This window comes from Nocardia callitridis (assembly GCF_039543305.1).
GTDB classification, from domain to species: Bacteria; Actinomycetota; Actinomycetes; order Mycobacteriales; family Mycobacteriaceae; genus Nocardia; species Nocardia callitridis.
In genome coordinates, this window is record NZ_BAABJM010000007.1 from 185,756 (window position 1) to 211,944 (window position 26,189).

12 protein-coding genes are annotated in these 26,189 nt (G+C 67.0%); 11 read left to right on the forward strand and 1 reads right to left on the reverse strand.

Features of this window, described 5'->3' with window-relative positions; genetic code table 11:
- Positions 1-13: 13 nt before the first annotated feature.
- The 10 genes from ABEA50_RS27100 (at position 14) to ABEA50_RS27145 (ending at position 22,966) form a co-directional block, all read left to right on the forward strand.
- Entirely contained in the window at positions 14-9,820 is a 9,807-nt protein-coding gene (locus ABEA50_RS27100) for a type I polyketide synthase (protein ID WP_345498999.1), read from the forward strand.
- On the forward strand, positions 9,817-10,755 hold the full coding sequence (locus ABEA50_RS27105; protein ID WP_345499000.1) for an LLM class flavin-dependent oxidoreductase: 939 nt from the start codon (positions 9,817-9,819) through the stop codon (positions 10,753-10,755). Before ABEA50_RS27100 ends, ABEA50_RS27105 begins: the two co-directional genes overlap by 4 nt.
- Before the next feature lie 176 nt (positions 10,756-10,931).
- Positions 10,932-11,801: an SDR family NAD(P)-dependent oxidoreductase gene (locus tag ABEA50_RS27110; protein WP_345499002.1), complete on the forward strand. Its 870-nt coding sequence runs from the start codon at positions 10,932-10,934 to the stop codon at positions 11,799-11,801.
- Positions 11,802-11,919: 118 nt separating this feature from the next.
- Positions 11,920-13,530, forward strand: coding sequence for an ABC transporter substrate-binding protein (locus ABEA50_RS27115; protein WP_345499004.1), 1,611 nt, complete (start codon positions 11,920-11,922; stop codon positions 13,528-13,530).
- Entirely contained in the window at positions 13,527-14,528 is a 1,002-nt protein-coding gene (locus ABEA50_RS27120) for an ABC transporter permease (protein WP_345499006.1), read from the forward strand. The genes ABEA50_RS27115 and ABEA50_RS27120 overlap by 4 nt, the downstream gene beginning before the upstream one ends.
- A gap of 4 nt (positions 14,529-14,532) precedes the next feature.
- On the forward strand, positions 14,533-15,420 hold the full coding sequence (locus tag ABEA50_RS27125) for an ABC transporter permease (protein ID WP_345499008.1): 888 nt from the start codon (positions 14,533-14,535) through the stop codon (positions 15,418-15,420).
- Positions 15,417-17,294: an ABC transporter ATP-binding protein gene (locus ABEA50_RS27130; protein ID WP_345499010.1), complete on the forward strand. Its 1,878-nt coding sequence runs from the start codon at positions 15,417-15,419 to the stop codon at positions 17,292-17,294. Before ABEA50_RS27125 ends, ABEA50_RS27130 begins: the two co-directional genes overlap by 4 nt.
- 15 nt (positions 17,295-17,309) lie before the next feature.
- Positions 17,310-19,274: an FAD/NAD(P)-binding protein gene (locus ABEA50_RS27135; RefSeq protein ID WP_345499011.1), complete on the forward strand. Its 1,965-nt coding sequence runs from the start codon at positions 17,310-17,312 to the stop codon at positions 19,272-19,274.
- Positions 19,275-19,282: 8 nt separating this feature from the next.
- Positions 19,283-19,693 (forward strand): VOC family protein, encoded by a 411-nt coding sequence (locus tag ABEA50_RS27140; protein WP_345499012.1) that lies wholly within the window; start codon positions 19,283-19,285, stop codon positions 19,691-19,693.
- A 348-nt stretch (positions 19,694-20,041) separates the two neighbouring features.
- Complete coding sequence (locus tag ABEA50_RS27145) at positions 20,042-22,966, forward strand: helix-turn-helix transcriptional regulator (RefSeq protein WP_345499013.1); 2,925 nt, start codon at positions 20,042-20,044, stop codon at positions 22,964-22,966.
- 358 nt (positions 22,967-23,324) lie between these two features.
- Here the strand turns inward: ABEA50_RS27145 and ABEA50_RS27150 are convergent, their stop codons facing one another.
- A complete protein-coding gene (locus ABEA50_RS27150; protein WP_345499014.1) occupies positions 23,325-24,788 on the reverse strand; it encodes an MFS transporter in 1,464 nt (487 codons plus the stop codon).
- Positions 24,789-24,922: 134 nt separating this feature from the next.
- Here ABEA50_RS27150 and ABEA50_RS27155 point away from each other — a divergent pair, with 134 nt between their 5' ends.
- Entirely contained in the window at positions 24,923-25,834 is a 912-nt protein-coding gene (locus ABEA50_RS27155) for a TetR/AcrR family transcriptional regulator (protein ID WP_345499015.1), read from the forward strand.
- Positions 25,835-26,189 lie beyond the last annotated feature (355 nt).

The following is a 26,189-nucleotide window of genomic DNA, read 5'->3' on the forward strand; positions in this document are numbered from 1 at the left end:
GTGAGGTAGAGCAATGCAAGACGATCGAATTCGCGACCTGCTCAAGAAGGTCTCGCTGGAGTTGCAGCAGTCACGGCGAGACCTGGCCGCGGTGCGGCAACAACGGCGAGAGCCGATCGCGATCGTCGGGATCGGCTGCCGTTTTCCCGGCGGAGTCGACGGCCCCGACAGCTTCTGGCGGCTGCTCGACGAGGGTCGCGACGCGATCGGTGACTTCCCCGCCGACCGAGGGTGGGACCTGGAGACGTTGTTCGAGTCCGGCCAGGAGGTGGGCACCTCGGCGACCAGGCAGGGCGGATTCCTCGACGACATCGCCGGTTTCGACGCTGGACTGTTCGGCTTGTCACCGCGCGAAGCGCTGGCGTCGGACCCGCAACATCGCGTTCTGCTCGAAACGACGTGGCAGGCCTTCGAACACGCGGGCATCGATCCCGCCGGGTTGCGCGGACACCGGACCGGCGTGTTCATCGGAACCAATGGCAACGACTACCCGACCACGCTCGCCGGGTATCCGCCGGAGCTGGAGGGGTATCTCGCGGTAGGTAATGCGGCCAGCGTCGCCTCGGGGCGGATCGCCTATTCCTTCGGGCTGGAAGGCCCCGCGCTCACCATCGATACCGCCTGCTCGTCGGCGCTGGTCGCGGCGCATCTCGCGGTGCGTTCGCTGCGTGAGCGCGAGTGCGACAGCGCCGTGATCGGCGGCGTCACCCTGATGAGTTCGCCGACCTTGTTCGTGGAGTTCTCCCGACAGCACGGCCTGTCCACCGACGGACGCTGCAAGGCATTCGGTGCGGGTGCCGACGGCACCGGTTGGGCCGAGGGCGTCGGAGTGCTTGTCGCCGAGCGACTCTCGGACGCCGTGGCGAAGGGGCGTCGGGTGCTCGCGGTGATCAGCGGCTCCGCGGTGAACCAGGACGGCGCCTCCAACGGGCTCACCGCACCCAACGGTCCCGCCCAGCAACGCGTGATCGAGGACGCGCTGGCCTCGGCGGGACTGCGGGCCGGTGAGATCGACGCCGTCGAAGCGCACGGCACCGGCACCGTTCTCGGTGACCCGATCGAAGCACACGCCCTGATGGCCACCTACGGCCAACGGCGCGAGGGTGATCCGCTGTGGCTGGGGTCGGTGAAGTCCAATATCGGCCACACCCAAGCCGCCGCGGGCATCGCCGGATTGATCAAGATGGTGCTCGCGCTGGGTAATGAGCTGTTGCCGCGCACACTGCACGCGCAGCACCCGTCGTCGCACATCGATTGGGACAGCGGCAATGTGCGCGTGCTGGATACCGCGCTGGCATGGCCGCGCCGCGAATCCGCACGCCGCGCGGGTATTTCGGCGTTCGGTGTCAGCGGCACCAACGCCCACCTCATCATCGAGGAGTCGCCGCAGGACGACGCCGAGGTCGCCCCGACGAGCGCCCGTCCAGGCGGCAGCGAGGCGACCGCGTGGTTGATTTCCGCCAATTCGCCTGCGGCACTGCGTACTCAGGCCGAACAGCTGAACGCGGCGACCCTCGGCCTTGACCCGGCGGCGATCGACGACGTCACGAAAGCACTTCGTGGTCGCGCGCTGTTGAACTATCGGGCGGTCGTGGTCGCCGACGGTGATACCGGCAGGCTCGGCGGTAGTAGTGACGCGCGTGGAGTTGATGGCGTCGTTACTGTTGGCAGCGCGGCACCCGCCCGCGAGGCAGGCGGCGCCGAAAACCCCGATGGTGCCGACGGTCTCGGCGGCAGTAGCGGCGCGCGCGGAGTCGATGACGTCGTTGTTGTTGGCGGCGCGGTACCCGCTCGCGATGCAGGTGGTACCGACGACTCCGGTGGTGTCGATGGTTTCGGTGGTAGTAGCGGCGCGCGCGGAGTCGATGACGTCGTTGCTGTTGGCAGCGTGGCAACCACCCGTGAGGCAAGCGGCGCCGAAAACTCCGGTGGTGTCGACGTTCCTGCTGGCGCAAGTGATTCGAGGAGTGCGGGAGCACCCGACGATCACGGTGCGGTGGGGCCTGCGCGCGGTGGTGGAAATCTCGGCAACGCCCTCGAGTCGCTGCGCCTCGGGCTGGCCGCCGCGGCCGCCGAGGAGGTCGCCGACAATCTCGTCCTCGGGGTGGCCACCACCGGGCGCAGAACCGTCTTCGTCTTCCCCGGCCAGGGCTCGCAGTGGCCGGGGATGGCCGAGTCGTTGCTAGAGACCAGCCCGGAGTTCGCCACCTACCTGGACGAATGCGAAGCAGCGCTCGCACCTTTCGTGGACTGGTCGCTGCGTGAGGTGCTCACCGGCGCGCCGGGTGCCCCCGACCTCGACCGCGTCGATGTGGTGCAGCCGGTGCTGTGGGCGATGATGGTGTCGCTGGCGAAGCTGTGGATTCATCTCGGGGTGCGGCCCGACGCCGTGATCGGCCACTCGCAAGGCGAGATCGCGGCGGCGCATATCGCGGGGGTGCTGAGCCTTGCGGATTCCGCGCGCGTGGTCGCACTGCGTAGCAAGGCTATTACCGCACTGTCCGGGCGCGGCGCGATGCTGTCGCTCTCGCTCACCGAGAGTGACGCGCGTGCTCGGTTGGCCGGGTGGACCGGCAAGCTCGCGGTCGCCGCGGTCAATGGACCCACCGCGGTACTGGTCTCCGGTGACAGCGCCGCCGTCGACGAGTTCGCCGCAGAACTGGAGCGCGACGGCGTCTGGAATCGGCGGGTGAACGTCGACTACGCCTCGCACTCACACCATGTCGACGCCATCGAAACGACTGTGCGCGAACAGCTTGCGCCGATCATCGCGCGGCCAGCCACCCTCGCGGTCGTCTCCACCGTCACCGGTGCGCCGATCGACACCACGGTGCTGGGCGCCGACTACTGGTACACGAACCTGCGCTCGCCGGTGCTCTTCGATACCGCGCTGCGCCACCTGCTCGCCGAGGGCTACGACACCGCGATCGAGGTCAGCGCACATCCCGTGCTGCGTCACAATATCGACGCGATCGCCGACGACGTCGAGAGCGCCTCGGGCGAGGACAGCGCTTTCGTGTCCACCGGCACCCTGCGCCGCGACCGCTCCGGTCGCCATGAACTGCTGCTCGCTGCCGCTCGGCTGTACGTGCGCGGTATCGAGGTGGAGTGGTCGAAGCTGTTGTCGTCCGGACCCGCGCGGTGGATCGACCTTCCGACCTACGCGTTCGACCGGCAAAGGTTCTGGGGTGCCGACGATTCCGTCGCGGGGATCGCGGACGCCCGCCGCTTGGGTGTGCGACCGGCCGAACATCCGCTGCTCGGTGGCGTGGTGGAGATTTCCGCGTCCGGGGCCACGCTCTTCGTCGGACAGCTGACTTTGGCGGAGCATCCGTGGTTGGCCGATCACCGGGTCGGCGACACGGTGATCGTGCCGGGGGCGGCGTGTGTCGATATCGCGCTGTGGATCGGCGCCGAACTCGGCTGGCCGGTTCTGGCAGAGCTGGTGAACGAGCGTCCGATCGTCGTACCGGCATCCGGCAGGGTGCGGGTGCAGGTCTACTTGGCTCCGGAAGAGGACGGCCGTCGTCGCGTCACGTTCTTCACCGGCGAACAGAGCGGTGACCTCGGTGGCGACTGGCAGCAGTGCGCCAGCGGTGTAGTCGCGGTCGCCGACCCGGTTGCCGCGCCGAGTCTCGACTCCGTGCCGTCGCTGCCGCCGGGCGATCCCACGACGATCTACCGCGAGCTCGGCGAGCTGGGTTTGAACTATGGTCCAGCGTTCCAGGGTTTGCGAGCGGTGAGCGGCACAGACGATGTCATCCGTGCCACCGCGGTACTCGCCGAATCATTCAGCGCCCGTGCGTCGTTCAGTATCCACCCCGCGCTGTTGGACGCCGCGCTGCATGCGATTCCCTACCGTGGCGGCGAACTCGCATTGCCGTTCAGCTGGTCGGGAGTGCGGTTGTGGGCGAGCGACGCGCGTGAGCTGGCGGTCGAGGTGACGCGCATCGGCGAGCACGCTTACCGCGTCGTCGGCGTCGACTCCCGAGGTGGTCCGGTGCTGAGCATCGACTCGGTGACCTTGCGGCCCACCGAGACCGCGCACGTCGGCACCATCGAGGCGCGGCCGTATCGGGTGGGATGGCAACGGTTGCCGATCGCCGAGCACACGGACTCGGTGTCCGCGGTCCTGTGGACCGAAGCCCCGGAGCGGTATTCGGGGTCCAACGAAGTGCCGTTGACAGCCGACCTCTCCGAACTGTCGGGCGAATGCGGTCTCGTACTGCTGAATACTAGCGAATTTGCTTCGAGCGCAACACATTCCAACCTGCCCGATGACGTGCATGCCATCACCGAACGCACCTTGGACCGGTTGCGCACCTGGCTTGCCGACGGTCCCGACACCGCCCTCCTCGTGGTCCTCACTCGAGAAGCACAGGTCGTGGGCGAGGACGATCGCCCCGATCTGCGCTTCGGTGCGATCGCCGGTCTCGTCCGGTCCGCGCAGGCGGAGAATCCAGGACGCTTCGTCCTGCTGGACCACGACGGAACGACCGACCGCGCGGCGATCGCGATGGTTGCGGCAACGATCATCGACGCGGACGAGTCCGAGGCGGCTGTCCGTGCCGGGCAGCTGATTTCGGTGCCACGTCTGGCGCCGAGCTCGGGCGGTGCGCATGAGCTGAGTCCAGCCGATCGCCCTGTGCGCGGCACCGCCGTTGTCATCGGCGGGCTCGGCCTGCTGGGTCGATTGACGGCGCGCAAGCTGGTGGAGCTTGGCGAGGCGTCCTCGGTCGTTCTGGTGTCGCGCCGAGGCACCGCAGACGAACAAGCGGGGCAGGCGCGTGCGGAACTCGAATCCGTCGGTGCCGCTGTGCGGATCGTCGCGTGCGACGCGACCGATCGCGCGCAGCTCGCCGCCGTGCTCGACGCGATACCGGCCGATCAGCCCCTGACCACCGTGGTGCACGCCGCGGGAAGTCTGGCCGACCAGCCGGTGCACGCGTTGACCCCGGAAGCGCTCCACGAGGTGCTGCGCGCGAAAGTGGATATCGCGTGGAATCTGCACGAGTTGACCGTGGATGCCGACCTGCGTTCGTTCCTCCTGTTCTCCTCGGCCGCGGGAACACTCGGCATCGCGGGACAGTCGAACTATGCCTCGGGCAACACCTTCCTGGACGCATTGGCCGGGTTGCGCCGTCGTCAAGGATCGGCGGCGTCCTCGCTGGCGTGGGGTCTGTGGGAAACCACAAGCGCGATGACCGGTCACCTCCGTGCCGCCGACCATCAGCGATTGGCTCGGCAAGGGGTGCGTCCCTTGACCCTCGCCAAAGGCGAAGCGCTGCTGGATTACAGCCTGCGCGCCGGTGCGGTCGATCTGGTTCCGGTCGAGCTGGTCACGACGCCGTGGCAGGAGACCATGTCGCCACTGCTGCGCGGCGCACTGCGCTACCGGCCTCGGCTGCGGCAGGCCGCGACGGGCGGCGAGGTGGACAGCAGGGGACTGCGTGCGCTGTCGGACCGCGATCGCGTCGCGGCCGTGCAGAAGATCGTGCGCGAGCAGGCGGCCGCGGTCCTCGGCTACGACGACATCGCGACGATCGCGGCGACCGGAACCTTCAAAGAACTGGGGATGGATTCGCTCACCGCGGTCGATCTCCGCAACCGGCTCACCCGTGCGGTGGGTGTTCGCCTCGCGGCGACCATCGTCTTCGACCACCCCACACCCGCCGCGCTCGCCGCGAAGATCAGTGTGGAACTCGCGGGCACCGGTGCCGCACAGTCGACGCCACCGCGCGCCGAGCCCAAAGCCGTTGCGGACGAGCCGATCGCGATAGTCGGCATGGGATGCCGATATCCGGGTGGGGTTCGCTCGGCCGAGGATCTGTGGAAGTTGGTGTCCGAGGGCGTCGACGCGATCGGGCCATGGCCCACCGATCGAGGGTGGGACATCGAAGATCCGGAGGACGGCTCATACGTCCGTGCGGGTGGGTTCGTTTCGGGGATGGCGGATTTCGATGCTGGCCTGTTCGGGATGTCGCCGAGGGAGGCGTTGGCGACCGATCCGCAGCAGCGTCAGCTGCTCGAGGTGACCTGGGAGACATTGGAGAACGCCGGTATCGACCCACAGACGTTGCGCGGCAGCAACACCGGCGTTTACACCGGCATCATGTACAACGACTACGCGACCAGGCTGGCGAGCACGCCGGAGGACCTGGAGGCCTATCTGGTGAACGGCAGCGCCGCCAGCGTGGCGTCCGGCCGGGTGGCCTACACGTTCGGCCTGGAGGGTCCCGCGGTGTCGGTGGATACCGCGTGTTCGTCGTCGTTGGTGTCGATGCACTTGGCGGTCTCGGCATTGCGCGGCGGGGAATGCGACCTGGCGCTGGCCGGTGGCGTCACCCTGCTCTCGTCACCGGCGAGCATCGTGGGTGCGGCGCGCATGGGGGCGTTGTCCGCGGATGGTCGGTGTCGTTCGTTTGGTGCGGGTGCGGATGGTACGGGGTGGGCTGAGGGTGTGGGTGTGGTGTTGTTGGAGCGGTTGTCGGATGCGGTGGCTGGGGGTCGTGTGGTGTTGGGGGTGGTGCGGGGTTCTGCGGTGAATCAGGATGGTGGTTCGAATGGTTTGACGGCGCCGAGTGGGGTGGCGCAGCAGCGGGTGATTCGTCGTGCGTTGGGGTCGGGGGGTTTGGGTGTTGGTGATGTGGATGTGGTGGAGGGTCATGGGACGGGGACGTCGTTGGGTGATCCGATCGAGGCGAACGCGCTGTTGGAAACCTACGGGCGCCGCGAGAGCGCGGAACCGCTCTACGTCGGGTCGTTGAAATCGAATATCGGTCACAGTCAGGCTGCCGCCGGTGTCGGTGGTGTGATCAAGATGGTGCAGGCGCTGCGGCACGGTGTGCTGCCCGCGTCATTGCACGCGGATGAGCCGAGTGGGCATGTGGATTGGTCGTCGGGTGGGGTGCGGGTGTTGTCGCGGGCGCGTGCGTGGCCGGAGACGGGTCGTGCTCGGCGGGCTGGGGTTTCGGCGTTCGGTGTGAGCGGAACAAATGCGCACATCATCCTCGAACAAGCACCGAGTGCACCGGCGGATTCGACGGATACTCGGGTAGGAACCCAATCGAAAGCCGAAAGCGACTCCCGTGCCGCCGATCCGATCGGCAAGTCGCCGACCAACGCTGCACCTACCGCGATCCCCGCGACGGATCGTCAGCAGACGACCGCGTGGGTGATCTCGGGGCATACCGAAGCGGCATTGCGGCGGCAGGCGGGAAACCTTGCCGAACACCTGGTGCGCGAACCGCACGCGGAGCCTGCCGCCGTTGCGCGCAGCCTGCTCACCAGTCGCGCTCAGCTGACGCATCGAGCGGTCGTAATCGGCGACACCGTACGGGATTTCGAGACCCGGCTGCGTGCGTTCGGCGGCGGCGAGGACGGGGATACCGTGCATGGTGTGGCCAAACGCGGTGCCGTACTCGGGGTCCTGTTCACCGGTCAGGGAAGTCAACGCGCGGGCATGGGAAGTGAACTTGCGCAGCGGTTTCCGGTGTTCGCGGAGTCGTATGAACGCATACTCACGGTCCTCGACCAGCGTTTGTCCGCGCGTATCTCGGGGGATCGCGCTCTGGATGATCGAGTCACCGGCTCCTTTCTCGAAGCCGTCCGCGCGCAACCCGATGCGGCATCTCCCGCGCGCAGCACCCTCGATCAGACGGTGTTCACCCAACCAGCGCTGTTCGCCTTCGAGGTCGCCCTGTTCGAGTTGCTCGAATCCTGGGGTGTGCGACCGGATTACGTGTGCGGTCACTCGATCGGCGAGATCGCCGCGGCCCACGTGGCCGGAGTGCTGACCCTGGATGCCTCGGTCGAATTGGTCATTCATCGCGCCACCGGGATGCAAGCTCTCCCTCCGGTCGGTGCCATGCTCGCGGCGGAGATCTCCGCCGACGAACTCGACGCGGTGGCACCGACGTGGCGTGCCGAGCTCGACCTCGCCGCCGTGAACAGTCCGGGATCGATCGTCCTCTCCGGCGAGGAGGTCGCGATCGAGCGGTTGTGCGAGGCTATTCGCGCGCAGGGCCGCCGGGTCCGCAAACTCGACGTGAGTCACGCCTTCCACTCCCGCTGCCTCGACCCCATGCTTGCCGAATTCGAGAAGTCCATCGCGGCACTGTCTTTCGAGGCACCACGAATTCCCCTGGTGTCCACGGTGACAGGTAAGCTCGCCGACCGGGAGATTCGTACCCCCGAATACTGGGTGCGCCAAGTGCGCAGCCCGGTGCTGTTCGCCGACACGGTGGGCGAACTCGCCCGACTCGGTGTGACGGACTTCGTGGAACTGGGCCCGGACGCGCACCTGACCCCGCAAGTGGTGGCCACGCTGGCGAATGGGACCAAAACCGGTGCCACGCCGACAGTGACCGCAACCGTGCGCCGGGATCGTGCGGAACCGGAGACGGTCCTCGCCGCTGCGGGCAGGCTGGAAATAGCCGGTGCGCGCATCGACTGGGGACACATCGTCGGAGTCGGCGGCACCCGGACAAAGCTGCCGACCTACTCCTTCGAACGCGACAGGTATTGGCTACCTCCGGGACCCGCATTGCTCGGGAAACGCCAGCGGGGAGCCACCTCCGAGGCGCCCCCATCGAACATCGCCGGTCCTGTCGGAAATACCGGTGCTACCGCAATATTCGGCCAGCCCGAAGTATCCGAGAATGCTCGCGCCGAACCCAAGGATGACGCACACCCTTCGGTACTCACCGCGGAAGTACTGCTCGACACCGTCGTTCGCGCCGTCGCGGAAGTGCTCGGTCTCGCGGGCGGGACTTCTCTCGATCCCACAGCGCAATTCGCCGAACTCGGCATGACATCGATGGCGGCGGTCGAACTCACCGAGAAACTGCGGGTGCGCACCGGTGTCGCCCTTCCGCCGAGCGCCCCGATCGAATTCCCCACGGCGTCCACGCTCGCCGAGCATCTGCTCGCAAGCTCGACTTCGGACCCCGTCGATGCCGCCGCCGCCTCGCTGTCGGGTCTCTATCTCCAGCTCAACCGATCCGGCCGAATCCCAGAAGCCGCCGCCCTGATCATCGCGGCTTCGCACACCAGGCGAAGCTTCGATTCCGCCGAGCATCGCGAGGCGACACCACCTCCGATCCAGCTGGCCACCGGTACCGAGGACCTTCCGTTGGTGGTGTGCTTTCCCGCGCTCACGGCGATGTCGGGACCGCACGAGTTCGCCGGTTTCGCCAAGGCCATCGGCGCGGACTTCCCGGTCTACGCGATGGAGGCGCCCGGCTACCGACCCGACTCCGCGTTACCGAAAGACCTTCGGGCATACCTGGATTCACAGACAGCGGCGGTCGCGGAGCTGGTCGGGGACCGGGACTTCGTGGTGGTCGGGCGATCGCTCGGCGGCAGTGTCGCGCACGCGATCGCGGCCGAGTTGAGCACTCGTCATCGATCTCCGCTCGGCCTGGCCCTGATCGACAGCTATCCGATGGACACCCCCACCCTGCCGGACAGACAATGGTGGATGCCCGCCCTGATCGAGGGCATGCTGCGCAGGATCGACGACCTGCATCTGGACCTGTCGCCGAATCGACTCACCACGATGGGTGCCTACCTGCGAATCACCAACGATCTGGTGCCCGAGCCGATTACGCCGCCCACGCTGCTGGTTCGGGCACTCGACCGCTTACCCGGCATGCCGACCGGCGCCGACGAACCATGGCAGGCCGACTGGCCGTTCGCCGAGCAGCACGTCGATGTGGCCGGTGACCACTATTCGGTACTGGAGGACGGTTCCGCCGCGACCGCCGAGGCGGTCGCGGCCTGGATTCGCACACTGGAAAGGACGGGCCGACCGAGATGACCGCGCAAACCTTCGTCCTGCTGCGCGCGGGCGGGTGGCATCCCGGCTCGGTGGTCGGGGCGAGTCGTTCGCCGCAGCAGTGGGTAGACCGGCTGATCGACGAGGCCGGGACGCTGCACAGCGGCACGCACGCACCGGATTTCGTCGGCATCGACAGCGCCGCGCACGCCCACGACGCCGACGGCGAATGGCGCCTGGTCGCGGTAGACGCGTTGACCACGGCCCGGCGCCTGACCAGCCGCACCGACCTGCGATTCACGGTGGTACCCACGGTGACCGTCGCCGATCTCGACCCCGCGACGGCGTTGGACATCCTCGAACGCGACGGCCAACGGCTGGATCTGCAAGTACGGGTGACCAACCGCTACGTCGGCGCGGGACCGATGGTGGCGCCGACACCACCGTTTCTCGATCTGACCGACCCCGAGGTCCTGCGTGGAATGGACGCCAGATTCACCAAGGCGGCCGACGACCTCCTCGACGTCCGCGCGGTGTGGGCGAAGCAACCCGATCGCCGACACCCCGCGATCTGGGCGCTGGCGCACCTGACGATTCCGTACCGACTGGCCGTGCGCGTGGGCGACTACGTGGCACTCACTCCACTCGATGCCGAACACGCGCAGTCGATCCTGCGCGAAGTACGCGCACTGGAAGCCGAACGCGCACGGCCACTGCGCAAATTCGCCGATGTCACGGTATGCGTGGCCGACACCGCCGACGCGGCGGCCGACCGGATGGCCGACCTCGACCTGCGGGCGGGCCGGCCATTGCGGTCGGACGCTGCGGTTTTCGTCGGCGCCGTCGATGATCTGCTCGCGCAATGCCGCGAGTGGTGCACCGAGGGATTCGACGGGGTGCGGTTTCGACCGTGTGGTAATGCCGACGTCGAAACGCTCGCCGAGGCGGTGCTGCCACGACTGTCCGCCGATCGATGAGGGATCGGCGACCTCGTGAAAGCGTTGCCCCGCGCTGCTTTTCGCCCTCGCGGCCGAACACAGACGGCCGCATCGGGTCAAGGGCACCGCACCCCTATCCGGTGCCCGAAATATCGGTATTCCGAAGCGCTGCTTAGGGGTGACCTGCGGTCGGCGTGATTGCTAGCGTCCAAAACATGACCGACACCGCGGCCTCCGCGCCGAAAACCGTACTGATCACCGGCACCTCCTCCGGCGTCGGCCGCGCAGCAGCGGTCGCGGCCGCGCAGGCCGGATTCACGACCATCGCCACCGTTCGCGACCTCGAACGCACCGAGCAGCTGCGCGAGGCGGCGAAAGACGCGGGTGTGGAACTGGAGATCCGCCGCCTGGACGTCACCGAACCGGACACCATCGAGCAGACCATCTCCGGCGTGCTCGACACCTACGGAAAACTGGACGCGGTGGTGAACAACGCGGGTGTCGGCAGCATCGGCACCCTCGAACTACTTCCGTTGGAACAGATCCGCTACAGCATGGAAGTGAACTTCTTCGGCGTGCTCGCCGTCAGCAAGGCCGCGTTGCCGCACTTGCGGGCCAGCGGTGGCCGACTGATCACCGTCGGCAGCGCCTATGGTTCGGTCGGCCAGCCGTTCAACGAGGCCTACTGCGCGGCCAAGGCCGCAACAGAGATCTACATGGAGGGCCTTGCCGCCGTCGCCGCCGAAGTAGGGGTGCGGGTGTCGGTGATTCAGCCGGGACCGATCGCCTCGTCGTTCGGTGAGAACATGCCCGTCGACCGCGTGGCACTGCGTGCGGCCGCCGAAGCGGGGCAGTACAAGTCGGCCTACGCCAACTACCTCACCTACCTGCCGACCATGGTCGCGAGCGCCATCCAGTCCTCCGAGCAGGTCGCCGAGTCGGTGCTGCACACACTCACCGATCCCGCGCCCGCCTTCCGCATCCAAACCTCGGACTTCGCCAAGGGTTTCGTCGCCGACAAACTCGCGGACGTCGACGGCTCCGCGATCCAAGCGATCACCCGCGAGTGGCTGCGCGCAGGGTGAGGGCAGGGGTGTCAACCCCTACCTTCCGCTGAATATCTCGTCGCCGTTTCTGGGGTAACTGGCCGTCATTATTGTTGTTAGTGTCCGATGTGTGTGCTCGCCCTCGCCGTTGCGGCTATTGGTTCTAACCATTGTTTCCGCATTTTCCCTCGCCGCCTGTGCGGGCAGCACGACATCGGACCATTCGTCCTCGACCCCGGTTCCCGGCGGCACACTGACCTATGGAATCAACGACTCACCGAGTTGTTTCGATATTCACGCCAACTCCAAGGACATCACCGCGGAGATTCAACGCAATGTCTTCGACTCGTTGGTATCCCAGGACGACCAGCATCAATTCCATCCGTGGCTGGCCGAGGGGTGGACCATCGCCGACGACCAGAAAAGCTACACGTTCACCCTTCGCCGGGATGTGGTGTTCACCGACGGAACACCATTCACGGCACATGCGGTGAAGGCGAATTTGGATCATATCGTCGCGCCCGCAACCAAATCGGAGTACGCGGTAAATCTGCTCGGCCCCTACACCGGAACGGATATTATCGACGACTACACCGTGCGCATCAATTTCTCCGCACCGTTCGCCTCGTTCCTGCAAGCCGCGAGTACCACCTATTTGGGGATCTATTCGCCGAGGACATTGGCCGAGAACGCGGACAAATTGTGCGCCGGTGGTTCCGTCGACGTCGGATCCGGTCCTTTCGTGTTCAGCAGCTACACCAAGGGTCAGAGCGCGGTGATGACCCGCAACCCCGCCTACCACTGGGCGCCGGCCAACGCCGCGCACAACGGCCCCGCCTACCTCGACTCCTTGGTGTTCCGGATCCTGCCAGAAGACGCCACCAGGGTCGGTGCGCTCACCAGCGGTCAGATCGATATGGCGCGCGCGATCCCACCCATTCAGGTGCCCACTGTCGAAGCGGCCAAAGGCCTTTCGCTCATGCGGACCGATCAACCGGGACTGACCTACAGCATCTTCCTGAACTCGGCGTCGGCGCCGCTGGACGACCAGCGGGTGCGATCGGCCATCCAGCAGGGCATCGACGTCGCCGAGGACGTCAAGGCCGTCTACTTCGGCCAATACCACCGGTCCTGGGGTCCGCTGTCGCCGACCACGCCGTCCTACGACCCTTCCGTCGCCGAATCGTGGCACTACGACCCCGACAAGGCGGGCAAGTTACTCGACGAAGCGGGCTGGACCGGACGCGACGGCGAGGGCTTCCGCACCAAGAACGGCAAGCGGCTCAGCCTGTTCTGGCCTGGCTTGCCCTCGGCCGGTGTGCGCGACCAACGCGATCTCCTGGAGCAGGTCGCGCAGGCCGATCTCGCGAAAATCGGTGTCGAGGTGACACATCCGCGTTTGACAGCGGGTGACTACAACGCGCGCGTCGCCGACGGCGGCTTCCACTTGTTCTCGGTGAGCTGGGCACGTCCCGAACCGGATCTGTTGCGACTGTTCTTCCACAGCGCGAACATTCCGCCGCACGGACAGAACGTCGCACACCTGCGCGACCCCCAGGTCGACCAGTGGACCGCGACCGGATCGGCGACCACCGACGAGCGCACCCGCGACGACGTCTACGCCCGAACCCAACGCGAGGTGCTGGACAACGGCTCGGTGGTGCCGCTCTATGTGTTGGCCGCGATCGCCGGATTCGATGACGACGTGCACGGCCACGCGTTCGACGCGAGCGGCTGGATGACGTTCTACGACGCGTGGAAGGCATGACCGTGGCAACACCGACACTGTCCGCGCCGAATCTCGCACACGCTGTAAGCGCCGATGTCTTGCGCCGAGCGGCATTTGCTGTAGGCAAACGTCTGTTCGCCGCGGTAGCAGTGGTTTTCGGCGCCGCGACACTGGGATTTCTCGCACTGCAACTACTTCCGGGCGACCCGGTGGACTGGCTACTCGGCCCGAGCATGACGGCTTCGCCGACCCTGCGCGCACAGGTGCGTGCCGACTACGGCTTCGACCGTCCGGTCTTCGAGCAATACCTCTCGTATCTGAATCAACTCCTGCACGGCCACCTCGGCAGTTCCTACCAATTGCAGCAGCCGGTCGCGACGCTGATCCTCGACCAGCTCGCGCCCACCGCCGAACTCGCCGTCGCCGCACTGTTGCTCGCGTTGTTCATCGCCGTCGCTGTCGCGGTCAGCACGGCGGGTCGGCGCCCGCGACTGCGTGCGGGCGCCTCGACCGCGGAACTGGTGATCACCTCCGCGCCGCAGTACTGGGTGGGAATCCTGCTGCTGACCGCTTTTTCGTTCCAGCTCCAGATATTTCCGGTAGCGGGCGCGCAAACACCGGCGGCACTGGTACTCCCGGCGATCACCCTCGCGCTGTCCATCGCGGGTGTGCTCTCGCAGGTGTTGCGCGAAGGGCTGGAAGCGGCGTTGACCCAGCCGTTCATCGTCACCGCGCGCGCGAGGGGCTCGAGCCTGTCGGCGGTCCGGCTGCGGCATGCGTTGCGCCACGCGGGTGCGCCGATGCTCACGCTCACCGGCTGGTTGACCGGCAGCCTGCTCGGCGGGGTCGTCCCGGTGGAATCGGTCTTCGGTCGACCGGGTATCGGCGCGCTCGTCCTCCAGGCGGTGACCAGCAGGGACATGCCGATCGTGATGGGCGTCATCCTGCTGTCGGCGGTGGTGTTCGTGGTCATCTCGACGCTCGTCGACCTGTTGCACCTGGCTCTGGATCCTCGCATCCGCACGAACGGAGACTGACCCGTTGACCGCCCCGAATGTCACCGCGCCGCCGTCGGCACCCGACGTAACGGCCTCGCGCCCAACGGCTTCGCGCCGATTCGTGCTCCGCTGGCCCGGTGTACTGGTCGCCGCGCTCGTGCTCGGCGTGATCGCGCTGATAGCCATCGATCCCGGCCTGTTCACCGACGGCTCGCCGACCGCTACGAATGTGAAACAGGCACTCCAGGCGCCGGGCAGCGCGCACTGGTTCGGCACCGATCAGCTCGGCCGCGACGTATTCACCAGGGTGCTCTATGGCACCAGGCCCGCGCTGTTGCTCGGCTGCATGGCCACCCTGCTCGCGGTCGTCGCGGGCACCCTCGTGGGATTGCTCGCCGCGCTCGGCGGTCGCGTCGCCGACCAGCTGCTCATGCGCGGCGCGGATGTGTTGCTCGCCCTGCCGCCACTGTTGCTCGCCTTGCTTGTCATCGCGGTGCTCGGTGCGGGAACGGTCAATGTCGCTGTCGCGGTGGCCATCGCGTTCCTGCCGCTGTATGCCCGGCTCGTCCGGTCGGAGGCCCTGCTGGTGCGTCGATCCGGCTACGTGGAATCGGCAACCACACTCGGGCTGCCCCGCATCGTTGTGATCGTCCGGCACGTAGTACCGAACGCGCTCGGGCCGCTACTTGTCATGGCGCCCTTGGGATTCGGCACCTCGCTGTTGTATTCCTCGGCGCTGAGCTTCCTCGGTCTCGGTTTACAGCCGCCCACGCCGGAATGGGGGGCGATGCTCGCCGAAGGCAAGGACATTCTCGCCGCGGCATGGTGGGTCGGCGTCTTTCCTGGCGCCGCGGTCACCGTCACCGTGATCGCGGTCAATGTCGTGGGCCGATCCGTGCGCACGCGCTTCACCGGACGGGGTACGGCATGACAACCACGCGAAACGATTCCCGCACTACCGATTCCGCGAAGGACACCGGATCAGGTGCGCACCTGATCGTCGAAGGACTCGACGTCGACTTCGGTACCGGGCCCGACCGCGTCCGCGCGGTCCGCGACGTGTCCTTCGACGTCGGGCCCGGCGAATGCCTGGCCATCATCGGCGAATCCGGTTCGGGCAAGAGCGTCACCGCGCGCACCCTGATGGGCTTGACCGGCGAGCACGCGACGGTCACCGCGCGCCGACTCAGCTTCGACGGCACCGACCTGCGCGACCTCGACGAATCGGGTTGGCGCACGTTGCGCGGTCGACGAATCGCCCTGGTGTTGCAAGACGCCATGGCCGCGCTGGATCCGCTGCGCCGCACGGGCGCGGAGATCGCGGAAACGCTACGGGCACACACTGATACCGGTCGCCGCGCGGTCAACGATGTCGTGGTCTCCTTGCTCGAAGACGTCGGTGTGCCCGAACCACAGCGTCGTGCCAGGCAATACCCGCACGAACTCTCCGGCGGACTGCGCCAGCGCGCGCTCATCGCCTCGGCCATCGCCGCGGGTCCCGACCTGCTGCTGGCCGACGAGCCGACCACCGCACTGGACGCGACCGTGCAAGCGCAGGTGCTCGACCTGTTGCGTACGTTGCGCGCCGATGGCATGTCCATCCTGTTGATCAGCCACGACCTCACCGTGGTGTCCCGGCTCGCGGATCGGGTGGCGGTGATGTTCGGTGGACGCATCGTCGAACGCGGTGGCGCCGAACAGATCCTGCGTCACCCCGAGCACCCCTACACGCGGGCGCTGCTCGCGGCGGTGCCCACCGGTGACAGTCGGGGAAGCAAACTCTCGGTGCCCGCACCAGCACGTCCGGCCGCCACCGAGGACGGTTGCCCCTACGCCGCGCGCTGCCCGCTCTCCGACGACCAGTGCGTGCGAGAACTGCCGCCGCCCACCGGTATCGACGGCCACGAATTCCGCTGCTGGCACCCCACCGAAGCGATCAGCGTACGGCCACGGACCCCGATCGTTGCCGAACCCAGCGCGGTCGGGCGCACGCTCATCGAGGTCGACAGCGTCGACAAGCGCTATCGAGGCCCCGGAGGTACCTGGCACGACGCCGTGCGCGAGGTGTCGTTCTCACTGCGTGCCGGTGAGGTGCTCGGCGTCGTCGGCGAATCGGGCTCGGGCAAGACGACAACGGGACGAATCGTGCTCGGACTCACCCAACCCGATTCCGGCAGTGTCCGTTTCGACGGTCGGCCATGGAGTGGAGTGCGTGAGCGCGCGCGTCGACCGCGGCGCCACCGCATTCAGCCGGTGTACCAGGACGCTCTCGGCTCCTTCGACCCACGTCTCACCGTGGCGGGAATCCTCGACCCCGCCATCGCACGGGCCGGGGTCGCGCGCGGAAAGCCGCGCACGGCACAGGCACTCGAACTGCTCGACCAAGTCGGACTGGCTTCGACTGTGCTGCAACGGCGTCCACGTGAACTCTCGGGCGGGCAACGTCAACGGGTCGGCATCGCGCGCGCCCTGGCGCCTCGGCCGGAAGTGCTGGTGTGCGACGAGCCGGTCTCGGCCCTGGATGTGTCGATCCAGGCCCAGATCATCGACCTGCTCACCGCGCTGCAACACGAACTCGGTGTCGCCATGCTGTTCATCTCCCACGACCTCGGCGTCATCCACCACCTCAGCGACCGCATTCTGGTGATGAAGGACGGCCGAATCGTGGAAGAGGGGGAGGCGACCGCACTGTTCGCCGACCCCCGTGATCCCTACACCAGGGAACTGCTCGCGGCGACCGCCGTGCGACCGGACGAGGCCCCTGTGTCCATTCCCGACGCGCGAGTCGTCTCGCTGCCCGGCTGATCGCGCGGAGTTCGCATGTATCCACCTCCTTCTTCGGCGGCCTCGGCCGACTGCTGTACGCGCCCCTCGGCCGACATCGCCATCGTCGGTGCGGGTCCGAAGGGAATCGGTGTGCTGGAGCGGATCTGCGCGAGCGCGCGGGAACTGCTCGGCGACCGCCGCATCGTCGTCCACCTCATCGACCCGTATCCCCCCGGGGCGGGCCGAGTCTGGCGCCACGATCAGTCGCCGCTGTTGATGATGAACTCCAAGGCCGGTGACGTCACGATGTTCACCGACGATTCCGTACAGTGCGAAGGCCCGCCGCGCCATGGCCCCACCCTCGCCGAATGGGCCGAGCAGGTCCGCTGCGGTGGGCTCGCGGTCGAGCTCGACACTTCCCTCGACGACGAATTGCGGCAGGCCACACCCGCCGGTTTCCACACCCGCCGCTTCCACAGCGCCTACCTGCGCTGGTTCTACCGGTGGTTACTCGACACCCGACCGGACACCGTCGAGGTGGTGGTGCACAGTACCGAAGCCGTCGACCTCACTGAGCTGGCCGATGGCCAGCAACTGATCTGGTTGCGCGACGAGCCGCAGCCGTTGCGGGCCGAGGTGGTGGTGCTCACCGTGGGTCATCTCGACGCCGAAGCCGACGATACCGGTCAGCGGCTGGCGCGATTCGCAGATCGACACGGGCGCAAGTACTTTCCGCCCAGCTACACCGCCGACGCCGACCTGTCCTCGATCGAGCCGGGGGAATCGGTACTGGTCCGTGGATTCGGGCTCGCGTTCATCGATCTGATGGCCCTGCTCACCGAGGGCCGTGGTGGACGCTACGAGACCGACTCGCACGGTGTGCTCACCTATCTGCCCTCGGGTGCCGAACCCGTGCTCGCTGTCGGATCGCGCCGAGGTGTTCCGTATCGACCCAAGCCCACCTACCAATTGATCGGCGCCCCAGCGGTATTGCCGCACTTCTTTCGAGCAGAGGAGATCGACGAACTCGTCGCGCGGCAGGGTCCGATCCACTTCTGGACCGATCTGTGGCCGTTGATCGCGAAGGAACTCGGTTGGGGGTACTACACCGAACTGTTCACCGCACACCCCGACCGTGTGCGGATGGAGTTCGCCGAGTTCAGCGAGCGATACGCCGAACTCGAATGGAACAGTGACGAATTACGCAGATTGGTGCACAAAGCTGTCCCCGGGGAACAAGACCGGTTCGATCCCGTCCAGCTGGAGCGACCGCTGGCCGCCGTCACCGAGGACGACGCGAAAGCGTTGGCGGCGCGGGTGCGCGAACACATCACCACCGTGCTCGCACGAGGTGGTGACCGTGCGTGCAGTGCCGATCTCGGTGCCGTCACCGCGATGCTCTCGGTGTTCCGGCAACTACCGCGCGCGGTCGCCAGCGGAAAGCTCGACCCCGCAGCGCAATTGCACGATGTCGACGGCTGGTGGTTCGGCTTCTTCAGTTATATCGGCAGCGGGCCGCCTCGGGTGCGGTTGGAGGAACTGCTGGCGCTGGAGCGCGCGGGGATCGTCTCGTTCGTCGGGCCGGATATGTGGGCCGAGGCCGACGAGGAGCGCGGGTTGTTCGTCGGCGGCAGCGCGAAGGCACCGGGGACGACCACCGCGACGACGTTGATCGAGGCCCGATTGCCGCAGCCGGACGTCACCCGCACGAACAATCCGATCGTGCGTGCCTTGCACGATCGCGGCGCGCTCGGTGAGGAGGCGCTCACCGACGGCGTGACCACGCGGAGCACCGGCCGCATTCACACCTCCGGCGTCGACGGGCAACTGTTCGACGCCGAGGGTGCGGTCCATCCGCGACGTTTCGCCATGGGCCCGCACACCAGCCTCCGCATCGCGGGAGCGTTCAGCCGGCCGCGCACGAACGCGCTCGGCTTCCGGGAAAACGACAGTGTCGCCAGACAGGTGCTGCGGCTGATCGCCGCCGCTTCGCCGCAGCCTTCCTCCGAGAACACCTAGGGAGACCCATGACTCACCAGATCCGCAAGACCTACGCCCGCGTCTTGACCACCGATCTCGACGGCACCCTGCAAACGCTGCGTGCGCTGGTCGGCGCCGAGGCCGACTTCCGTGTGCACTTCGGTCGGTTCGATCTCGCCTTGATCGGTGAGTTCTGCGTCGTCGCCGGCGCGGAGGAGGCGTTGGCGCGCTATCGCGGCACAGTGGGGCCGGTGATCGTCGCCGATCTCGCCGCCACGTTCTCGTTGGTCGAGGGTACGGGAGCCGAAGTGACCGTGCCGCCGTTCGACGGTCCCGCTGGCCGTGGCTTCCTGGCTCGCCACACCGACGGTGTCGAGTTCGAATACATCGAGTTCTCGTCCGATCTCGCCGAACGACTGCTCGACACCGAGGGGGTCGGCGCGCGAAACGAGGGCTGAGAGTTCAAGCCCCGGGATGAGATCCACGTTCCGGGGCTTCGACAGGAAATTTTCGATCAGCGTGAACGGAATCCATCAAACAGGGATTCCGCTGTGTTCTACCCCTAAAAACGGACAGATGTCTTGTTAGCACCCTGCAAGCGGTCTCGTAGTCGGTTAAGATCACGGGACGGTACTGCTTCGGATTCGACCGTTCGCGCTATTCGTGCTCAGCCCAAATTGGCACGGCCCCAAGCGGAACGGATTCTCGTCTCGGGTCGAATCGAATAGCTTGCCCGAGGCTCCATGCGGGTCTCGTGCGGAACAATGATGTTCTGTGGTCACCTTTGCGCGGTCGCTCCTAGCGAGATGTGGGGGGTATACCCGGTGTTTGTTGAACGTAGATCACAGATCGCCTCGCTCGACAGAATTTTTCAGCAGAGTGTTACGGGCAAGGGGGGAACGTCTCTCATCGTCGGTCCCGTTGCCAGCGGTAAGACCGAACTATTGAAAGTATTCGCCGAGCGGCTATCCGCCGAAGGCGCAACGGTTCTGGAAGCTGTCGGTTCGCCGAGGGAACGCGACCAAGCGTTCGGAATTCTCCAGCAACTATTCGCCGCACTGCCCGATCGCGATGAGCGGACGCGAATTCAACAATTGCTCGCCGACCGTGCGTCCCGATTGATCGAGGCATGCGGCGGCGAAAGCAGCGCCGACTCCGGTGGCGGCGCCCAATTCCTACGCAACCACGCCAACCAAGACCTGTGGACCGAGGTGCAGCGCCTTTCCGATCGCGCACCGGTCGCGATCGTCGTCGACGACCTCCAGCACGCCGACCTCGCCTCGTTGCAATCGCTGCTTTTCTTCAGTGGTCGCCTACGGTCCGCGCGGGTGATCATCGTGGCTACCCAGCTGCATTGCCCGTTGTCGTCCGACCAGGAACGCGCCGTGCTGGTTACCGAGTTGCTGCGCCAGCCTCGATTTCGGCTGGTGCGCACCGGTCCGCTCAGCGCCGACGGCGTGCGCGAAATGCTCGCCGAACACATCGGCGTCGCGGTGGACCAGTCGCGGGCCGAGACCTGGCATCGGATCACCGGCGGTAGCCCGTTCCTACTCAAGGCACTGATCGAGGACAATGAGGTGTCCGGCCGGTCGCAGACCATGGCCACCGACGATCCGGTGGTCGGCGAGGAGTTCGCCAAGGCCGTGCTCGCCTGTTTGCATCGCGCCGGTCGCCGCTTTCTCGCGACCGCACGCTGTGTTGCGGTGCTGTCGGAGTCCGGATCGCTCGGGTTGCTGCCGCAGCTGGTCGGCGAGAGCGAGATCACCACGACCAATATCACCGACGCGATCGCCTCCGCGGGCATTCTCGCCGACCAACAGTTCCGACATCCCGGTGCGCAGCTCGCCGTGCTCAGCGAGCTGTCGTCACCGGAGCGCACTCGACTACACCGCCGTGCGGCGGATCTGTTGCACGACAACGGCGAACCGGCCTGTCGGATCGGCGTCCACCTGGTCGAAGCGGGCCGCGCTGGCGACCCGTGGGCATTGGAGGTGCTGATGAGTTCGGCGCAGGACGCGCTGCACCGCGACGCGCTCGGATTCGCCGCGAAATGTGTGCGCCTCGCCGAAACCATCCCCTCCGGCTCGCGCCAACAGGTCGCGCTCGCCGTGCTGCGCATCCAGGTCGAATTCCGGGGCAACCCGGATAACGCCACCGAGCAGTTGGCCACCGTGCTCGAGGCGGTGCGCGCGGGCCGTCTGGACATCGACCAGATGATCGGCCTGCTGAATCCGCTGCTGCGCCAGGGTCGTGCGGCCGAGGCCGCGCTGATCCTGCAACGGCTCGCGCTCGTGGCCGACGACCTCGACGACCGCTCGGCGGCCGACCTGTCCTCGGTGCGGACCTGGATGCGTTCGACCTGCCCCGGTCTGTTGGTCGAGGCGGGTACGCCCGACGAATTGTCCGGTGGCGCAGAGGTAACCGTCGTCGCGAACCGATCCGTGCGCGGACCGGCCCTGCTGGCCGACGCGATGGAATTCGGGCCGACCGAGCACACCACGCCTACGGCCGAATGGTTGTTGCAGACCACTCCGCTGCACGGCACCTCGCTCGATTCGATCATCGCCGCACTGCTGGCCCTCGTGCACGCCGACAGATCCGACCTCGCCGAACGGTGGTGCGATTCGCTACTGCGCGAGGCGGTTTCGCGAGACGCACGCACCTGGCAAGCCTCGCTCGCCGCCGTGCGCGCCGAAATCGCCCTTCGGCAGGGTGATATGCCGGGTGCACTTCGGATCGGCCTCGCGGCATCGGGGTTGTTGCCGCGTGAGGCGTGGGGTGTGGCGATCGGGGAGGTCACCTCCACGGTGCTCCTCGCGGCTACGGCATTGGGGGACTGGCAGACAGCCGACGGTTGCCTGACCGAGCGGACCGACGCGATGTTCGACACCAGGTACGGCGCGCAATTCCTGTATGCCAGGGGACGCAGGTTGCTCGCCGCGGACCGGTTGCGTGCGGCAATGGACGACCTGCGCACCTGCGGACGGTTGTTGCGGGAATGGGGGATCGATCAGCCGACTTTCCTGCCGTGGCGCGCCGACGCCGTCGCCGTGTTGCTGCGGATGGGAAACCGGCGCCAGGCCGCCGAATTGGCCGCCGAACAGTTGGCCATGACCAGTGCCGAGTTGCCGCGCGCGCGTGGCATCGCGCTGCGCACGGTCGCGGCGACCGAAACGGACTCGAGAGCACGCATGGATCTGCTGCTACGGGCGATCGAATCCTTCGACAACAGTGCTGATCGAGTCGAACTCGCCTATGCCGTAGCCGATCTCGCCGACGTCTATGTCGTGCTCGGGGAACCGCGCAGGGCACGGCAGGCGACCCAACGCGCGACCCGCCTCGCCGAGGAATTGTCGCTGGCACCTCTGCGGCGCCGACTCGACATCGGCTCTCGCCCTGTCGAATCGGTGCCCTTCGCCGCTACCTCCGGTGCGCCCGAACCCGACAACGACGTCCTCAGCGCCGCCGAACGCCGCGTGGTGATGCTCGCCGCGGGCGGTCACACCAACCGAGAAATCGCCGCCGAACTCTTCATCACCGTCAGTACTGTCGAACAGCACCTGACCAGGGTCTACCGAAAGCTACGCGTCAAAGGCCGCGGTGATCTGGCCGCCTACCTCACCAACACCGCACCCCCGCCCCGCTCCGCGGGCACGGCGATCACCACGACCCTCACATCTGTCGAACCCACCGGACTCGGTATCGAACTGGGCCAGCGAGGCGCCGCCTGAGCGGCCCGGGTCAGCGGTGAACCGGCTTCGCGGTGCTTGTCGTTGACGGATCGGTCTGCGTCACCGCGCGACTGTCTGACCAGCGGGATGGACGCGTGATGCTCAACCCCGGCGGCCTCCGGTGCCGAACTGGGCCAGCGAGGCGCCGCCGAGCGGCCTCGGCCAGCAGTGAATCGGCTCCGCGGAGTGCTTTTCGAGGGCGGGCCTCTGGCCCGCGCCGCGCTCACCGCGCGGCCGGGAAACCTGTCTGTGTGCGGCTTATCGCCGACCCGGCAGTCATGGATGTGAGGCTAGCAGGGGAGACACGCAGGCAGCCGCCCCAAAAAATTGGGGCGGCTGTTCTACGTGAGGACTGCGGCTAGGCGGCGACAGCCTCTTTTTTCGGCTCGGTGACCACGAAAACGCTGATCAGCAAGGCCGCTACACCGAAGGCCACGGCGGCGATCACCGCGGTCGACAGACCGTGTGCGAGGACCTCGTGGTTCGAGGCCGCGTTGCCGGTCGACTCCTCGTGGCTGGCGCTGGCGGACTGGTAGATGGTGGTCAGGATGGCGACACCCAGCGAGAGGCCGATCTGTTGGGTGGCCTGGAGCAGGCCGGAGGCGGCGCCCATTTCGCGTGGGGCCAGCCCGCCGAGCACGGTCAGGTTCAGTGCGACGAACGCCAGGCTGAGGCCAGCACCGAGCAGGATGAACGGGCCGAGCACGCCGGTGAAGTAGTTGCTCGACTCGTTGGTGGTGGTCAGCCAGATGGCCTCCAGCAGCATCAGCACCACACCGGCGAGCAGCACCGGCTTGCGGCCGTACTTGGCGATCAGCTTCGGTGCGGACTTCGCGACGAAGAACTGGACCAACGCCATCGGCAGGAACGCGAGACCGGCCACGAGCGGGCTGAATCCGAGTGCGTCCTGGATGTAGAGCGACAGCAGAATGTAGGTTCCCGCCATTACCGCCATCAGCAGGACGAACGTCAAATACGCTCCGGCCCTGAGTCGTTCGGTGAGCAGTCGCAGCGGCATGATCGGCTGTTCGGCGCGGCGTTCGACGAACAGGAACACACCGATGAGCACGACACCGATCAGGAAGGGTACGACGGTGCCCGGCGCGGTCCAGCCGTTGGTGATGTTGGTGAGGCCGTAGACCACCCCGACCATGCCGAGGGTGGACACGATCGCGCCCAGCAGATCGAACTTGCCGGAATGGCGCTCGGTCTCGGTGAGGTAGCGCAGCGCGAGCACGATGGTCAGCAGGCCGATCGGCACATTGATGAAGAAGACCAGGCGCCAGCTCAGGCTGGTGAGTATGCCGCCGAGAATCAGGCCGAGCGTGACGCCGAAACCGGTCACCATGGAGAACACGCTCAGCGCACGGGTGCGTTGTGGGCCTTCGGCGAAGGTGGCCGCGATCATCGAGAGCGCGGCGGGCCCGGCGAAGGCGAAGCCCACGCCTTGTAAGGCGCGCGCGGCGATCAGTAAGCCCTCGTTCGGTGCGACCCCACCGAGGATCGAGGCGCCGACCACCAGGCCGAGACCCCAGACGAACATGCGCCGCCGACCGAGGATGTCGCTGGCACGGCCGCCGAGCAGCAGCAGGCCGCCGTAGGCGAGGGAGTAGGCGCTGAACACCCAGGCCAGCGCCAACCCGGACATGCCGAGTCCGGATTGGATCTCGGGGAGGGCGATATTGACGACGTTGCTGTCCACCGCGACCATCAGCTGGCAGGTGACGATGACGCCCAACGCGATGGCCAGTCGACGGTCCCCGCCGCTGGGCGCGCTCTCGTCGGTGGCTCGGGTGGCGGGCTCGGTATCTCGGCTGGTCATTAACAGTCCGTTCGAAGGGATTCCGGGAAGGGGCGAGCTGCTGCGCGGCGGTGCGCGTCTGCTCTACGCTTGTAGTCAGATCAGCATAGGCACGCTACCCGCCATTCGTCTACAGGTGTTGAGTGAGATTTATGATGACGGTCAACGAACTCGAAGCAGCGGTGCCGCTGCGCCGCACCGGAACTGGCGCCGACCGAGCCGGTGACGGCCCGGTGGGCGCGGCGCGGGTCGACGAGGAGCGCGGCGGCGCGGGCATCTCGGAATCCGCGCAGGTGCCCGCCCCCATCAGCCGCGCGCAGCGCAGGCACCAGACCAAACAGCTGATTCTCGACGCGGCCAGGGACCTGTTCGCGCAGCGCGGCTACCTGGAGACGACGATCAGGGCGATCGCGCAGCGAGCCGATGTCGACCCCGCGCTGGTGATGCAGCATTTCGGTACCAAAAGCGCACTGTTCGACGCGGTTTCGGGCATTCCGGTCACGCTCGACGACGCGTTGGAGGGTCCACCGGAGGAACTCGGCGAGCGTCTGCTGCGGCATGCCCTGGCCGACGTCGACCGCAAGGACGACCGGACGATGCCGGTGCTGCGTTCGATGCTGACCCATCCGGAGGCCGCGCACGCGGTGCGGTGCGCGATCGTCAACCCCGAGACGAGCCCGTGGACGCGCGTGCTGGTCGGCAAGGACGCCGACCTGCGCTCGACCTTGATCGGAACGCTGGTGCTCGGCGTGCTGGTCGCGCGCTACATGGTGCACATTCCCGGCATCGCCGACGCGCAGGCGGAACGTCTGGTCGAACTGATCGGTCCGTGCTTGCGACCGCTGGTGATGGCCGAGCTTCCTCCTGAGCGCCCTGAACCATGTTCGGCGCTGGCGAAACTGGCCGAAGCCGATGCCGCGCGCAGGTCGGCGGCGCAGCGGGTGGACGAGTGCGCCCGTGCTGCGCTCGCCGCCGGTGCTTCCTATGGTGAGGTGGGTCGCCTGGTCGGCATCAGCAGGCAGGCCGCGCGTAAGCGCTGGCCGCAACCGGAAAATGCTGCGGTGTGACAACTTGGGTTGTCATTTCGGTCGGGTTCTGGCCGTGACCTCCCTGAGGCGCTCGGGGTAGGTCGTAGCGTTCGGCGTCCTGCGTGGGATCGACTGACAACTTTAGTTGTCAGTCGGCGAGTGCGGCGCCCGTTACCCCTGGCCGGGCTACTTCGTCCGCATTGACCCAGGGTGGTCTTGCGTCCACCGAGCCACCGAGTCACGCGCGAGATTACAACGACCGCGGCGCGTACAGCCTCCGGCGCTTCTCCCGAAGACCCTGGTCGGTACCGACAATCACGGCACATCGACGTGCTCGCCCGCCGCACCGGGCGGAGCCGGTAGCGCGCGCCGCCGATCACTATGCCCGCTGCCG

Bases quoted from the DNA above. Each gene is read 5' to 3' on its own strand.
- ABEA50_RS27100 (WP_345498999.1), top strand. From the start codon at position 14: ATGCAAGACGATCGAATTCGCGACCTGCTCAAGAAGGTCTCGCTGGAG.
- ABEA50_RS27105 (WP_345499000.1), top strand. From the start codon at position 9,817: ATGACCGCGCAAACCTTCGTCCTGCTGCGCGCGGGCGGGTGGCATCCC.
- ABEA50_RS27110 (WP_345499002.1), top strand. From the start codon at position 10,932: ATGACCGACACCGCGGCCTCCGCGCCGAAAACCGTACTGATCACCGGC.
- ABEA50_RS27120 (WP_345499006.1), top strand. From the start codon at position 13,527: ATGACCGTGGCAACACCGACACTGTCCGCGCCGAATCTCGCACACGCT.
- ABEA50_RS27130 (WP_345499010.1), top strand. From the start codon at position 15,417: ATGACAACCACGCGAAACGATTCCCGCACTACCGATTCCGCGAAGGAC.
- ABEA50_RS27135 (WP_345499011.1), top strand. From the start codon at position 17,310: ATGTATCCACCTCCTTCTTCGGCGGCCTCGGCCGACTGCTGTACGCGC.
- ABEA50_RS27140 (WP_345499012.1), top strand. From the start codon at position 19,283: ATGACTCACCAGATCCGCAAGACCTACGCCCGCGTCTTGACCACCGAT.
- ABEA50_RS27145 (WP_345499013.1), top strand. From the start codon at position 20,042: ATGTGGGGGGTATACCCGGTGTTTGTTGAACGTAGATCACAGATCGCC.
- ABEA50_RS27150 (WP_345499014.1), bottom strand. From the start codon at position 24,788: ATGACCAGCCGAGATACCGAGCCCGCCACCCGAGCCACCGACGAGAGC.
- ABEA50_RS27155 (WP_345499015.1), top strand. From the start codon at position 24,923: ATGACGGTCAACGAACTCGAAGCAGCGGTGCCGCTGCGCCGCACCGGA.